This window comes from Methylorubrum suomiense (genome assembly GCF_022179765.1).
In the GTDB taxonomy this organism is placed as follows: Bacteria; Pseudomonadota; Alphaproteobacteria; order Rhizobiales; family Beijerinckiaceae; genus Methylobacterium; species Methylobacterium suomiense.
Map to the genome: position 1 here is coordinate 365,324 of NZ_BPRE01000001.1, position 12,964 is coordinate 378,287.

Consider the following 12,964-nt stretch of genomic DNA (forward strand, 5'->3'; position numbering starts at 1 on the left):
CTCCGCTTGAACCGCGCGCCGCCCTGCGCCAATGCGGTCGCGGAGACAAGAATCGGGACGGGGTAGGAGACGGAAACGATGGCGGAGGCAGCCGGCAACCACCTGTTCGATCTCGTGCGCGCGCATCTCCCGGCCGATCCGAGCGGATCCACCTTCATCGAAGCCGTCACCGAGGGCCGGCGCTACAGCTACGCCGACCTCCTCACCCGCTCGGGGGCCTACGCGAACGCCCTCGTCGGCCTCGGCGTGCGACCCGGCGACCGGGTCGCGGTGCAGGTCGAGAAGAGTGCGGAGGTGATCTTCCTCTATCTCGGCGCGGTGCGGGCCGGGGCGATCTTCCTGCCGCTCAACACCGCCTATACCGGAGCCGAGATCGCCTACTTCCTGGGCGATGCCGAGCCGGCCCTGTTCGTCTGCGATCCGGCCCGCGAGGCGGATCTCACGGCCGTGGCCCGCGAGGCCGGCGTCGCGCAGATCCGCACCCTCGGCGGCGACGGGCACGGCAGCATGGCCGAGGCGGCGGACGCCGCCGCGACCGATTTCGCCGACCTGGCCCGCGGGCCCGAGGATCTCGCCGCCATCCTCTACACCTCGGGCACGACCGGGCGCTCGAAGGGCGCCATGCTGAGCCACGACAACCTCGTGTCCAACGCCCTGACGCTGGCGCAGTACTGGCACTTCACGGAACGCGACGTGCTGATCCACGCGCTCCCGGTGTTCCACACCCACGGCCTGTTCGTCGCCACCAACATCGTGCTCGCCACCGGCGGCACCATGCTGTTCCTGCCCCGCCTCGACGCGAAGAAGATCCTGGAGCTGATGCCGCGGGCGACCGCGATGATGGGCGTGCCGACCTTCTACACGCGGCTGCTCAAGGAGCCGGGCCTGACCCGCGAAGCCGCCGCGCACATGCGCCTGTTCGTCTCAGGTTCGGCGCCGCTGCTCGCCGAGACGCATCGCGAATGGTCGGAGCGCACCGGCCACGCGATCCTCGAACGCTACGGCATGACCGAGACCAACATGAACACCTCGAACCCCTACGAGGGCGCGCGGCGGGCCGGCACGGTCGGCTTCCCGCTGCCCGGCGTGACCCTGCGGGTGGTCGAGCCCGAGACCGGCGCGCCGCTCGGCCCCGAGGAAGTCGGGATGATCGAGGTGAAGGGCCCCAACGTGTTCCTGGGCTATTGGCGCATGCCCGAGAAGACCGCCTCCGAGTTCAAGGCGGACGGTTTCTTCATCACCGGCGATCTCGGCAAGATCGATCGCGACGGCTATGTTCACATTGTCGGCCGGGGCAAGGATCTGATCATCACCGGCGGGTACAACGTCTATCCGAAAGAGATCGAGACCGAGATCGATGCTCTGCCCGGCGTGGTCGAATCGGCGGTGATCGGGCTGGCCCACCCGGATTTCGGGGAGGGCGTCACCGCCGTGGTGGTGGCGGGCGAGAACGCTCCGGACGAGGCCGGCATCCTCGCGGCGCTGGAAGAGCGGCTCGCCAAGTACAAGTGCCCCAAGCGCGTGCTGTTCGCCGACGATCTGCCCCGCAACGCCATGGGCAAGGTGCAGAAGAATGTTTTGCGGGAGAGCCATGCCGGGCTCTACGCGGGCCCGCCGAAGGGGTGACGGGCGGTAGCGCTCTCGCGTCTGTGATGCGATTGTGGCGCCCGAGATGATATGGGGCTGCCCGTCCGAAAGGCGTGGGGGGCCGCCTGTTCGACCGCCCCAAGGAATCGTCGGGACAACGCTGACCGTGACCAGCCGCCAGGAGCACGACCGGATCGACGCGGAACTTCACCGCGTCGCCAAGAGCTCGGACCCCTTCGCCGCCGCCGTTCGGGCGACCCGGATGCCGATGCTGATCACCGATCCGAGCCAGCCCGACAACCCGATCGTCTTCGTCAACGACGCGTTCATCAAGCTCACGGGCTACGGCCGCGAGGAAATCCTCGGCCAGAACTGTCGCTTTCTCCAGGGGCCGGAGACGAACCGCGCCGATGTCGACAGGATCCGCGACGCCATCGAGCGGCGCGTTCCGATCGAGATCGACCTGCTGAACCACAAGAAGAGCGGCGAGGTGTTCTGGAACCGGCTGCTGATCTCGCCGGTCTTCGACGAGGAGGGGCAGCTCACCTACTTCTTCGCCTCGCAGTTCGACGTGACGCTGGAGCGCGACCGTCTGGTGCGGCTCCAGCGCGACCGCGACGCCCTGGAGCAGGAGGTCGAGCGCCGCAACGACGATCTCACCCGCAGCGAGAACCGCCTGCACTTCATGCTCGCCGCCGGCCGCCTCGGCGCCTGGAGCCTCGATCTGGGCGCGCGCCGCCTCGTCGCCTCGGAGCTGTGCAAGCTGAATTTCGGCCGCTCGGCCGAGGAGCCCTTCACCTACGACGATCTCGTTTCCGCCGTGGTGCCGGAGGATCGCCCGAAGCTCGAGGCCGCGATGCAGGCCGCCATCGACCGGCGGTCCGATTACGACGTCGAGCATCGCGTCACCGGGCCGGGCGGCGAGGTCCGCTGGGTTCAGTTGCGTGGCCGAGCCTATTATCGGGCCGACGGCGCGCCGCTCTCCATGGCGGGCATCTCGCTGGACGTGACCGAGCGCAAGCGCGCCGACGAGCAGCGCGCGCTGCTCGCCGCCGAGATGAAGCACCGGGTCAAGAACTCGATCGCCACGGTGCAGTCGATCGCCCACCAGACCCTGCGCAACGCCGCCTCGATCCAGGATGCGCAGAAGACGCTCGACGCGCGCCTCAACTCGCTGGCGGGCGCCCACGACATCCTCACTTCCGAGAACGATGTCGGTGCGACCCTGGCCGAGGCGGTCGAGACCGCGCTCAGCCCGTTCCGGGTGACCCCGCGGGGCCGCATCCGGGTCGGTGGGCCGGAGGTGCGCCTGTCGCCGCGCCTGACGCTCGCCGTGGTGATGGCCCTGCACGAACTCGCCACCAACGCCTCGAAATATGGCGGCCTCTCCAACGATTCCGGCCGGGTGATCCTGAACTGGGAGGTCGACGGCAAGCCTCCGGGCGCCCGGCCCAGCCAGGATTCCGCCGACGGCCAGGGGCCGACGCCCGCCCTGCTCCGGCTGCGCTGGGAGGAACTCGACGGCCCGATGGTGGAGAAGCCGACCCGGGTCGGGTTCGGCACCCGCATGATCGAGCGCGTGCTCGCTGCCGAATTCGGCGGCCGCGCCGCCATCGACTACCGCCCCCGCGGCCTCGTCTTCACCGTCGAGGCGCCGCTGCCGGATTGAGGGCCGCTCGCTCCGCCGCCCCTTCATCCCATCCGATTCCCCATCCTGAGGTGCCCGCGCGAGCGGGCCTCGAAGGAGGCCTCCAGAACTCTGAACGATCCCTGGAGGCCTCCTTCGCGGCTTCGCTACGCTTCGCACCTCAGGATGAGGGGGATGGGTGGGGTGGCAGCCGCCAGTCCTGACACCCGGACCGATCGCTCCATCGGCCGCAATCCCGTTTCGACCCGCTCCATGGTAAGGACGGGCGAGCCGGGCGCCGTTCTTGCGTGCACCCCGCGAAACGAACGAGGCGAAACGCCATGCCGGAGCTTCATCCCGAGGTCGCCGCAGTCACCGAGCGGGTGATCGCCCGCTCCCGCGACAGCCGCCGCGCCTATCTCGACCTGATCGACCGGGAGCGCGAGGCCGGCGTGCACCGCCCGAAGCTCGCCTGCGGCAACCTCGCCCACGGCTTCGCGGCGTCGGGCGAGGACAAGTCGGCGATCATCGCGGGCCGGGCCATGAATATCGGCGTCGTCACCGCCTATAACGACATGCTCTCGGCGCATCAGCCCTACGGGCGCTACCCGGAGCAGATCAAGATCTTCGCCCGCGAGGTGGGGGCCACGGCCCAGGTCGCCGGCGGCACGCCCGCCATGTGCGACGGCGTCACCCAGGGCCAGCGCGGCATGGAATTGTCGCTGTTCTCCCGCGATGTCATCGCCCTCTCGACCGCCGTGGCGCTCAGCCACGGCATGTTCGAGGGCGCGGCCCTGCTCGGCATCTGCGACAAGATCGTGCCGGGCCTGATCATCGGGAGCTTGCGCTTCGGCCACCTGCCGATGATCCTGATCCCGGCCGGTCCCATGCCCTCGGGCCTCGCCAACAAGGAGAAGCAGCGCATCCGCCAGCTCTTCGCCGAGGGCAAGGTCGGGCGGAAGGAGCTTCTGGAGAGCGAGTCCGCCTCCTATCACGGCGCCGGAACCTGCACCTTCTACGGCACGGCGAATTCCAACCAGATGATGATGGACGTGATGGGCCTGCACATGCCCGGCGCCTCCTTCATCAATCCCGGCACCCGCCTGCGCCAGGCGGTGACGCGCGCGGCGATCCACCGGCTGACCGAGATCGGCTGGAACGGCAACGATTACCGGCCGATCGGGCGCTGCATCGACGAGAAGGCGATCGTCAACGCCATCGTCGGCCTGCTCGCCACCGGCGGCTCGACCAACCACGCGATCCACCTGCCGGCCATGGCGCGCGCCGCCGGCATCGTCATCGACTGGGAGGATTTCGATCGCCTGTCCGGCGTCGTGCCCCTCATCGCCCGCGTCTACCCGAACGGCGCGGGCGACGTGAACCACTTCCACGCCGCCGGCGGCATGTCCTACGTCATCGCCTCGCTGATCGATGCCGGGCTCCTGCACGACGACATCCTGACGGTGGCCGGCACCCGCCTGCGCGACCACGCCCGCGACCCGAAGCTTTCGGGAGAGGGAGACGATCTGACATTCGAGGACGCCCCCGCCGAGCCCCTCGACGACACGATGCTGCGCCCGCCCGCGACACCGTTTCAGCCGGATGGCGGGATGCGGCTGGTGAAGGGCAATCTCGGGCGCGCCACCTTCAAGACCAGCGCGGTCGAGCCGCAGCGGCGCACCATCGAGGCTCCGGCCCGCGTCTTCTCCGATCAGGACGACGTCATCGCCGCCTTCAAGGCGGGCGAGCTGGAGCGCGACGTCGTCGTGGTCGTGCGCTTCCAGGGGCCGCGGGCCAACGGCATGCCGGAGCTGCACAAGCTGACGCCGCCGCTGGGGGTGCTGCAGGACCGCGGCCACAAGGTCGCGCTGGTGACCGACGGGCGGATGTCGGGCGCCTCCGGCAAGGTGCCGGCGGCGATCCATCTCAGCCCCGAGGCGGTCGGCGGCGGCCCAATTGGCCGCATCCGCGACGGCGACGTGATCCGCCTCTCGGCGGAGGACGGCGTGCTCGAGGTGCTGGTCGATCCGGCGGAATGGGATGCCCGCGAGGACGCCACCCCGCCGCCGCCCGGCCTCGGCACCGGCCGCGAGCTGTTCGCCTTCATGCGCCACGGCGCCGACGATGCCGAGCGCGGCGGCTCGGCGATGCTGGCGGCTGCGGGCCTCTGACGACGAGAACCACCGGGAGACACCGACATGAGCCCCATCGACGCGCTGATGCGCTCCGTCCCCGTGATCCCGGTTCTCGTCGTCGAGGATGCGGCGGATGCCGTGCCGATCGCCGAGGCCCTGGTCTCCGGCGGGCTGACCGCCCTCGAAGTGACCCTGCGCACCCCCGCCGCCCTCGACGTGATCCGGGCGATGTCCTCGGTGGAGGGTGCCGTGGTCGGCGCTGGCACCGTGCTGAACGCCCGCGACCTCGACGCCGCCATCGGCGCGGGTGCGAAGTTCATCGTCAGTCCCGGCCTCACCGCGCCCCTCACCGAAGCCGCCACCGCCTCCGGCGTCCCTTATCTCCCGGGCGTGGCGACCTCGGCCGACATCATGCGTGGCCTCGACCACGGGCTCGAGCGGTTCAAGTTCTTCCCGGCGGAGGCGGCGGGCGGGCTGAAGGCGCTCAAGGCCCTGGCGGCGCCGTTCCATCGGGTGCGCTTCTGCCCCACCGGTGGCATCACCGAGACGACCGCACCGGACTGGCTCGCCCACCCCTCGGTGCTCTGCGTCGGCGGAAGCTGGGTGGTGCCGGCGGGTAAACCCGATCCGGCCGCGATCCGGCGCTTGGCGCAGGCGGCGGCCCGGCTGCGCCAGGCCTGACGACCGGGAACGCCGACGAAGGGGGAATCGAGCCGATAACCCCTTCGTAGGCCCGGCCGGATCACACCGCTTTCAGCGGGCCCTCCAGCACGCCGATGACCCGTGCGAGGTCGTGGCCGCGCTTCATCACGAGGCCGCTTGCCGCGATGACCGCGTAGGCGCCCTGGCGACGGGCGAGCTTCGGATCCTTCTCGATCCGGTAGAGCGGCATCTCGGAGGTGCGCCGGTAGATCGAGAACACCGCCTTGTCGCGGCGAAAATCGAGCGCGTAGTCTCGCCACTCGCCCTCGGCGACGCGGCGGCCATAGAGATTGAACAGGATCCGCAGCTCGTCGCGCTGGAAGGCGACCTGCGGTGTCGTGGCGGATGGGAACGGGATCACCTGCGAGCCCACAGCTTTTTCCCGCTGGGCGTCCCGCTCGCTCGGGCGGTGCTCGGCGCTCTGCCCCTCGCTCATCGTCGCTCCCTGGCGCATCGGCCCGGATCGGGCCGCCGGTTCTTCTCCGGGAATGATGGGCCGCCCGGCCCGTGCCGACAAGGTGCTTCGCCGGCCACGCATGGCCGGGCTGCCCTGCCGGCTTCGGTGCAACCACCATGACGACACCGTGTGCGCGGTCGCACTCTGGGCTATCTCGGCCACGCTCCCGCCGCGATCTCGCCTTGCCAAGGTCACCGGAACACGATCATGTGTGACCTGAAACCTCGTCGGCGCGTCCTCGGGGTGGCGCCCGAAACCCGAGCTCCCCAGCCCTCGGGCGTCATTCCGGATCCGGCTCGCCGACACCCGGAGGTTTCGAGACCCAAGGACTTCAGGCGGCCTCTTCGGAGCGCCGCCCTTTTTTCGTCCGAAGCCTCCGCCCGACACACCCGAAGGGCGCGCCCGTTGCCAGCGGCCCGCTTCGGCGCCAGAAGCCGGAGCATGCCCGATGCCCCCGATCCTCGCGAGAACGGCCCGCCGGTCTTCGACGCCGCCTTTCGGGCGCGGCTCGGCGACCTGTTCGCGTGGCGGCGCGACGTGCGCCGCTTCCGCGCCGATCCGGTCGAGGAAGAGGTGCTCCGGGCCTGCCTCGGCCTAGCGGCCCTGGCGCCCTCCGTCGGCAACAGCCAGCCCTGGCGCTTCGTGCGGGTCTCGGACCCGGCCCGACGGGCCGCCGTGACGGCGGATTTCGAGCGCTGCAACGCGGCGGCGCGGGACAGCTACACGGATGCGCGCCGTGCCCTCTATGCCGGCCTGAAGCTCGCCGGGTTGAAGGAAGCCCCGGTTCACCTCGCCGTGTTCTGCGACGGCGCCACGGAGGCCGGCCACGGCCTCGGCCGGGCCACCATGCCGGAGATGCTGCGCTACTCGGCGGTCGCCGCCGTGCACGCGTTCTGGCTCGCCGCCCGCGCCCACGGCCTCGGCGTCGGCTGGGTCTCGATCCTGGAACCCGCCCGTATCACCCGCCTCCTCGACGTGCCGGAGGCCTGGGACCTCGTCGCCTATCTCTGCGTCGGCCGCCCGCAGGAGGAGCATGCCGATCCGGAACTCGTCCGCCATGGCTGGCAGGCGCGCGCTCCGGAATCCGCCCATCTGCACGAGCGGTGAGCGGAGGCTGCTTACCGCGACACTTAAAATGCGCGCGAACCTGCCAGTTCGGCATTCTCCGTGACTTAAAGCGACGGTGCATAGCGCCCCGACGCCGAAGTCTGTGAAGCAATGCGGCAAGGTGGAACGCTCCAACGTCTTCCGAGTTACGGTCACGCTCGGAAAGGCGGTCTTCGATGTTCGGAACAGGCAAGTACAGGGCGGCCCTGACGGGTTCGCTCATGGCCGGTTTGTGCCTGATCGGCACGGCGCAGGCGCGCGAGATCGTCCCGTTCGCGGACGGCATGGCGCGGGGCAGCATCGTCGTGCGCACCGGCGAGCGTCGGCTCTATCTCGTCAACGGCGACGGCACGGCGATCCGCTACGCGGTGGCCGTCGGCAAGCCGGGCAAGCAGTGGAGCGGCGCGACCGAGATCGACGGCAAGTATTACCAGCCCGACTGGTCGCCGCCCCGCGAGGTGAAGCGCGACAAGCCTTGGCTGCCCAACCTCATCCGCGGCGGCTCGCCGGGCAATCCGATGGGGGTGGCGGCGATGACGCTGCGCGGCGGCGAATACGCCATCCACGGCACCAACCGCCCCAGCTCGATCGGCACCTTCGCGTCCTACGGCTGCATCCGCATGTACAACCACGACATCGCCGACCTGATCGAGCGTGTCTCGGTGGGGACGCAGGTCTACGTGGTGCGGTGAGAGGCCGATCCCAGCCGCGTCATGACCGGGAGATAGACCGGACGAGGCCCACGCGTGAAACCGTGCGAGCGTAAGCTTCGGCTCTGAGCCGCGTCCGTCTGGAGCATCGGCCCGAAAGGGGGAACCGGCTTTCAGGAAAAAGCCGATGCGGCGCAACAGCCTGAAGCACCGCGCCGGATCCGATATCCGGCACGATGCTCCAGCGAAGCGGAAGCCTTAAGACTGTGGAGGCCCGCCCCGGCGATTGAGGCCGACCGAGAAACCGGTTTGCTCGAAGATCAGACCGGGCGCGGCAGCTTGCAGCTGTCGAGGGCGCTCAGCGCCTTCGCCGTGGCGGTGTCGTTGAAGTAGCCGGTGGCGCGGTACGAGGCGACCTCGTCCTTGTCCAGGGCGGCGAGGGTACGGTCGGCGTAGCAGCCGCAGGGCGCGGCCAGCGTCGATTGCTCGACCTTCTGGAGGCGAGACTGGACGACCGTGCAGGCGTTGCGCACGCGGCCGGTGAGGTTACTCTTCGAGGCCGTCTTGAGCGTCGGGTCGGGCGTGTAGCCCTCGAGCGCGGCGTACTGCCCGGTGCGCCCGGCGCTGTTGCAGGCGGCGAGCAGCGAAACGAGGCCGGCCGCGAGCACGAGGCGGCCGGTGCGCGAAAGCGGTGAGCGCATGGAAGCGGGATCCGTCATGACGGGAAATCGTCGGGATCCTGTTTCCGGCCAAGCTTGGCCGCACCGCTAGCGCAGGAGAGTCACACCGCGACGAGAATGCGGCGCCCGCGGCGCGATTGGCGCGCGGGTGAGTCCGCCGGGCGACGCTCGCCCGACGGCCAAGACGGCTTCCTCGACCTCGAAGCGGTCGCCCGCCGGATCGCGTCGCACCCGACCGGATGCGACGCGATCAGATTACGCCGCGATGTCGGCGTCGGTGAAGAACTGGGCGATCTCGATCTTGGCGTTGTCCACGCTATCCGAGCCGTGAACGGTGTTCTCGCCGACGGACTCGGCGAACTGCTTGCGGATCGTGCCCTCGGCCGCCTGGGCCGGGTTCGTGGCGCCCATCACCTCACGATACTTGGCCACGGCGTTCTCGCCTTCGAGCACCTGCACGACGACCGGGCCCGAGGTCATGAACTCGACGAGCTCGCCGAAGAACGGACGCTCCTTGTGCACCCCGTAGAAGGTCTCCGCCTGCTCGCGGCTCATGAGGATGCGGCGCTGGCCGACGATGCGCAGGCCGGCGGCCTCGATCACGGCGTTGACCGCGCCGGTGAGGTTGCGGCGGGTGGCGTCGGGCTTGAGGATGGAGAAGGTGCGCTCGAGGGCCATGAGTCCAGTCCGGGTGCTGAGAAGAGAAGGATCGCGCGACGCGCAGAGGGGCAGCCGGCGCGCGCGGCTTATAGCGGCGGGTTCGGCCGTCCTCAACCGAAGCGGCCCATCGGACCTTCGTGATCATCAGAAGGATCAGGACAGCGGGGGCCGTCCAGCCTCGCCATGGCTTTTGCGCAACACTGCCGAAAATTCGCCGGAATGCGGAGGCCTCATCGCGAGCGAACGTTCCGCTCCTCCTCCGGGAGGGCGGGTCCATCGATCTCCGTAAGCCCCCGCCCCTTCCGGGGCACCGCCTCAGGAGCCTTCCATGCGTCTTTCCGCCCGCCTCGGCCTCGCCGCCTCGGCCCTGCTGATCTCGACCGCCGCGAACGCCGCCCCCAAGGACCTGTCCGGCACGTGGCTGACGGGCGACGGCCGCGCCAAGATCCGGATCGACCGCTGCGGCCCCAGCGGCGCCAATGCCTGCGGCAAGGTGGTGTGGCTCAAGACGCCCACGGACGATGCCGGCGCGCCGCGCACCGACGCCAAGAACCCCGACCCGAAGAAGCGCGCCCGCCCGATCATCGGCCTGACGCTGCTCGACAACCTCAAGCCCGACGATGCCGCCTTTGCGGGCGAGATCTACAATGCCGACGAGGGCAAGATCTATCAGGTCAGCCTGGAGCGGGAGAGCGAGGCCGAGCTGAACGTGCAGGGCTGCATGCTCAAGGTGCTGTGCGGTTCGCAGACCTGGACCCGCGTGCCGGACGTGAACCAGCAGGCCGCGATCCAGCCCGAGGCACCCAAGCCCGTCGCGAAGCCGGCCGCCAAGCCCGCCGCCGCCAAGGCCGCGGCGGAATAGGCGTCTCGGCCGCCCTTTCGGCACCGATCGATGCCGTGAAACGAAAGCGGGCGCATCGTCACCGATGCGCCCTTCAAGTCGGTTGCCTAACCTGATGGGGGTCCAGGCACCGTCTACCTACAGCAGCGCTTGAGAGCGGCAAGTGGCCGCGCCGCGCCCATCCGGTGTCTCCCGCGCGATTTCCTGATCGTTTCGCCGACTGTCATCGTCCTGTCGGACGAATACCGCCTTTGTCGCGCCGTGGCGCATCTGCAACCGTTCGCGACGGAACGATGCGACCCGGATTACGGAGGCGGGAGCATCTGGTACCCCGCCCCGTGAAGCGTGCGGGGGGCAGCGGGGTTGCGGACGAATCGCGTCACGGAAGGCCGAGTCATCCGCGCCAAGGCATGCCGCACGGGGGCAGCCTGTTTCGCCGCTCTCGTCGGGCTCGGTGCATCAGGGGCGCAGGCCGCCGACCTCGCGGCGCGCCCGGCCCTGGCGGCTGCGATCGACTGGTCCGGTCCCTATCTCGGCCTCCAGGGCAGCGCGGGCGCCTCCTTCGGCAATTACGATTTCGGTCCGACCACGATCGGGGCCCGGCGCGTGCCGCGCGTCGCCACGGGCGATGCCACGGGCAGCCGCGACCTCGGGGCCGATGCCACCACCGTGGTCGGCGGCGCCTTTGCCGGCTGGAACTGGCAAACCGGTGCCTTCGTCTACGGGGTCGAGGCCGATCTCGTCGGCACGAATCTCAAGCGGGGTGTGCGCTCCGACGCCCCCGGCTTCGGCTACGAGGGCATCGATCCCCCCTTCGCCTTGATCCGCGAGAAGACCGGCCTGTTCGGGGCGCTGCGCGGCCGTCTCGGCTACGCCTTCGGCAACAATCTGGTCTACGCGAGCGCCGGGCTGACCGCCGCCAGCGGACGCGTGCTCGCCACCTATCCCGACCTCGACGGCGGCCCGACCGCGACCGCCTCCCGCGACGTATCCTCCCTGGGCTTCACGCTCGGCGCCGGCGTGCAATTCGCGGTTCATCCGCATCTCTCGCTCGGGATCGACTACCGCTACAGCGACCTCGGCGAGACCCGCCGGTTCGATCTCGGCACGGTGCCGGGCCCGAATGGCGGGCCGGTGACGACCCGCGCCGCCTTCGTCTCCAACAAGATGATGGCCCGGCTGACCTGGCACCCGCAGGCGCTGGTCCTCCAGCCGGATGAGGACGAGGGCCCGAAGGACAGCCGCTTCTCGCTCCACGGCCAGACGACGTTCGTGAACCAGGCGGTGGGCGGCTTCCGCGCGCCCTATCGCGGGCCGCAGAGCCTCGTGCCGGATCAGGCGCAGGCCACCACCACCGCGACGCTGTTCCTTGGCCTCAAGCTGTGGGAGGGCACCGAGCTCTACTACAATCCGGAATTCAGCCAGGGCTTCGGCCTCTCGCGCACGCTCGGCGTCGCCGGCTTCGTCAACGGCGAGGCGCAGAAGGCCGGCGCCCCCTTCCCGAAGCTGCGCTCCAATCGCTACTTCGTCCGCCAGACCTTCGGCCTCGGCGGCGAGACCGAGGCGGTGCCGGACGGGCCGAACTCGATCGCCGGCACCCGCGATGTCGAGCGCATCACGGTGATCGCCGGCAAGTTCGCCCTGGGCGACTTCTTCGACGGCAATCTCTACGCCCACGACCCGCGGGTCGATTTCATGAACTGGGGCCTGTGGGCCTCCGCCGCCTGGGATTTCCCCGCCAATCTCCCCGGCTTCACGCAGGGGCTGATGGTCGAGTACAACCGCGCCGAGTTCGCGGTCCGTGCCGCCTACACCCAGGTGCCGAAAGAGCCCTCCTCCGACGTGCTGGACCCCCGGGTGTTCGAGCGGGCGGGCACCAATATCGAGTTCGAGGGACGCTACACGCTTCCCGCCCTCGACCAGCCGGGCCGGCTGCGCCTCGGCCTGTTCTCGAATGTCGGCAACACCGCCGATTTCCGGCAGGTGGTGGCCCTGACGCAGGGCGGCGCCTTCGCGGACATCAACGAGGCGGTGATCGCCACCCGCGCCCCGCGGCGCAAGAGCGGGGTCTACGTCAATCTGGAGCAGGCGCTCACCGCCGATCTCGGCCTGTTCGCCCGCGCCAGCGCCAATGACGGGCGCAACGAGAGCCTGTCCTTCACCGATGTCGACGGCTCGATCTCCGGCGGCCTGTCCCTGAAAGGCTCCGCCTGGGGCCGCCCGCAGGACACGGTGGGCTTCGGCGCCTCGACGAACACGATCTCCCGCACGCATCGGGCCTATTTCGCAAATGGCGGCCTCGGCCTGCTGATCGGCGATGGGCGGCTCAACTACAGCCCGGAGCGAGCGGTCGAGGTCTATTACGCGATGAACCTAACCAAGGGCGTCACCGTGTCCCTCGATTACCAGCACGTCGAGAACCCGGCCTACAACCGCGACCGCGGCCCGGCGGACTTCTTCGGGACGCGGCTGCACACGGATTTCTGAGACCGTACGGCCCGAACGGAGCGGGCCGTCG

At 69.8% G+C, this 12,964-nt stretch carries 11 protein-coding genes; 8 read left to right on the top strand and 3 right to left on the bottom strand.

Annotated elements, in window-relative coordinates; genetic code table 11:
- Window positions 1-78: 78 nt before the first annotated feature.
- From MFF26_RS01760 to eda, 4 genes are all read left to right on the top strand, one after another.
- On the top strand, window positions 79-1,626 hold the full coding sequence (locus MFF26_RS01760) for a malonate--CoA ligase (protein WP_137829565.1): 1,548 nt from the start codon (window positions 79-81) through the stop codon (window positions 1,624-1,626).
- A 127-nt stretch (window positions 1,627-1,753) separates the two neighbouring features.
- Complete coding sequence (locus MFF26_RS01765; protein ID WP_137829564.1) at window positions 1,754-3,256, top strand: HWE histidine kinase domain-containing protein; 1,503 nt, start codon at window positions 1,754-1,756, stop codon at window positions 3,254-3,256.
- A gap of 299 nt (window positions 3,257-3,555) precedes the next feature.
- The gene (edd, locus tag MFF26_RS01770) at window positions 3,556-5,385 is read left to right on the top strand and encodes a phosphogluconate dehydratase (protein ID WP_137829563.1); all 1,830 of its coding nucleotides are present in this window, start codon (window positions 3,556-3,558) and stop codon (window positions 5,383-5,385) included.
- 27 nt (window positions 5,386-5,412) lie between these two features.
- Window positions 5,413-6,030 (top strand): bifunctional 4-hydroxy-2-oxoglutarate aldolase/2-dehydro-3-deoxy-phosphogluconate aldolase, encoded by a 618-nt coding sequence (gene eda / locus MFF26_RS01775; RefSeq protein ID WP_137829562.1) that lies wholly within the window; start codon window positions 5,413-5,415, stop codon window positions 6,028-6,030.
- Window positions 6,031-6,091: 61 nt separating this feature from the next.
- Here the strand turns inward: eda and MFF26_RS01780 are convergent, their stop codons facing one another.
- Window positions 6,092-6,487, bottom strand: coding sequence for a DUF2794 domain-containing protein (locus MFF26_RS01780; protein ID WP_137829561.1), 396 nt, complete (start codon window positions 6,485-6,487; stop codon window positions 6,092-6,094).
- A 462-nt stretch (window positions 6,488-6,949) separates the two neighbouring features.
- On the opposite strand from MFF26_RS01780, the gene bluB reads away from it, so the two are divergent.
- Both bluB and MFF26_RS01790 read left to right on the top strand, forming a co-directional pair.
- Entirely contained in the window at window positions 6,950-7,615 is a 666-nt protein-coding gene (gene bluB, locus MFF26_RS01785; RefSeq protein ID WP_137829560.1) for a 5,6-dimethylbenzimidazole synthase, read from the top strand.
- A gap of 176 nt (window positions 7,616-7,791) precedes the next feature.
- Complete coding sequence (locus tag MFF26_RS01790; protein ID WP_137829559.1) at window positions 7,792-8,307, top strand: L,D-transpeptidase; 516 nt, start codon at window positions 7,792-7,794, stop codon at window positions 8,305-8,307.
- A gap of 278 nt (window positions 8,308-8,585) precedes the next feature.
- On the opposite strand, the gene MFF26_RS01795 is transcribed toward MFF26_RS01790, so the two are convergent.
- Both MFF26_RS01795 and ndk read right to left on the bottom strand, forming a co-directional pair.
- Window positions 8,586-8,966: a hypothetical protein gene (locus tag MFF26_RS01795; protein ID WP_137829558.1), complete on the bottom strand. Its 381-nt coding sequence runs from the start codon at window positions 8,964-8,966 to the stop codon at window positions 8,586-8,588.
- A gap of 234 nt (window positions 8,967-9,200) precedes the next feature.
- The gene (ndk, locus tag MFF26_RS01800; RefSeq protein WP_238307410.1) at window positions 9,201-9,623 is read right to left on the bottom strand and encodes a nucleoside-diphosphate kinase; all 423 of its coding nucleotides are present in this window, start codon (window positions 9,621-9,623) and stop codon (window positions 9,201-9,203) included.
- A gap of 310 nt (window positions 9,624-9,933) precedes the next feature.
- On the opposite strand from ndk, the gene MFF26_RS01805 reads away from it, so the two are divergent.
- Both MFF26_RS01805 and MFF26_RS01810 read left to right on the top strand, forming a co-directional pair.
- Window positions 9,934-10,467 carry a DUF2147 domain-containing protein gene (locus MFF26_RS01805; RefSeq protein WP_137829556.1) on the top strand — a complete coding sequence of 178 codons (534 nt, stop codon included), beginning with the start codon at window positions 9,934-9,936 and terminating at the stop codon, window positions 10,465-10,467.
- 342 nt (window positions 10,468-10,809) lie between these two features.
- Entirely contained in the window at window positions 10,810-12,933 is a 2,124-nt protein-coding gene (locus MFF26_RS01810) for a carbohydrate porin (protein ID WP_373324330.1), read from the top strand.
- Window positions 12,934-12,964: the final 31 nt, after the last annotated feature.

Excerpts from the sequence above, each read along its gene's own strand:
- ndk (WP_238307410.1), bottom strand. The coding sequence starts at position 9,623 with ATGGCCCTCGAGCGCACCTTCTCCATCCTCAAGCCCGACGCCACCCGC.
- eda (WP_137829562.1), top strand. The coding sequence starts at position 5,413 with ATGAGCCCCATCGACGCGCTGATGCGCTCCGTCCCCGTGATCCCGGTT.
- MFF26_RS01805 (WP_137829556.1), top strand. The coding sequence starts at position 9,934 with ATGCGTCTTTCCGCCCGCCTCGGCCTCGCCGCCTCGGCCCTGCTGATC.
- MFF26_RS01780 (WP_137829561.1), bottom strand. The coding sequence starts at position 6,487 with ATGAGCGAGGGGCAGAGCGCCGAGCACCGCCCGAGCGAGCGGGACGCC.
- bluB (WP_137829560.1), top strand. The coding sequence starts at position 6,950 with ATGCCCGATGCCCCCGATCCTCGCGAGAACGGCCCGCCGGTCTTCGAC.
- MFF26_RS01795 (WP_137829558.1), bottom strand. The coding sequence starts at position 8,966 with ATGCGCTCACCGCTTTCGCGCACCGGCCGCCTCGTGCTCGCGGCCGGC.
- MFF26_RS01760 (WP_137829565.1), top strand. The coding sequence starts at position 79 with ATGGCGGAGGCAGCCGGCAACCACCTGTTCGATCTCGTGCGCGCGCAT.
- MFF26_RS01790 (WP_137829559.1), top strand. The coding sequence starts at position 7,792 with ATGTTCGGAACAGGCAAGTACAGGGCGGCCCTGACGGGTTCGCTCATG.
- edd (WP_137829563.1), top strand. The coding sequence starts at position 3,556 with ATGCCGGAGCTTCATCCCGAGGTCGCCGCAGTCACCGAGCGGGTGATC.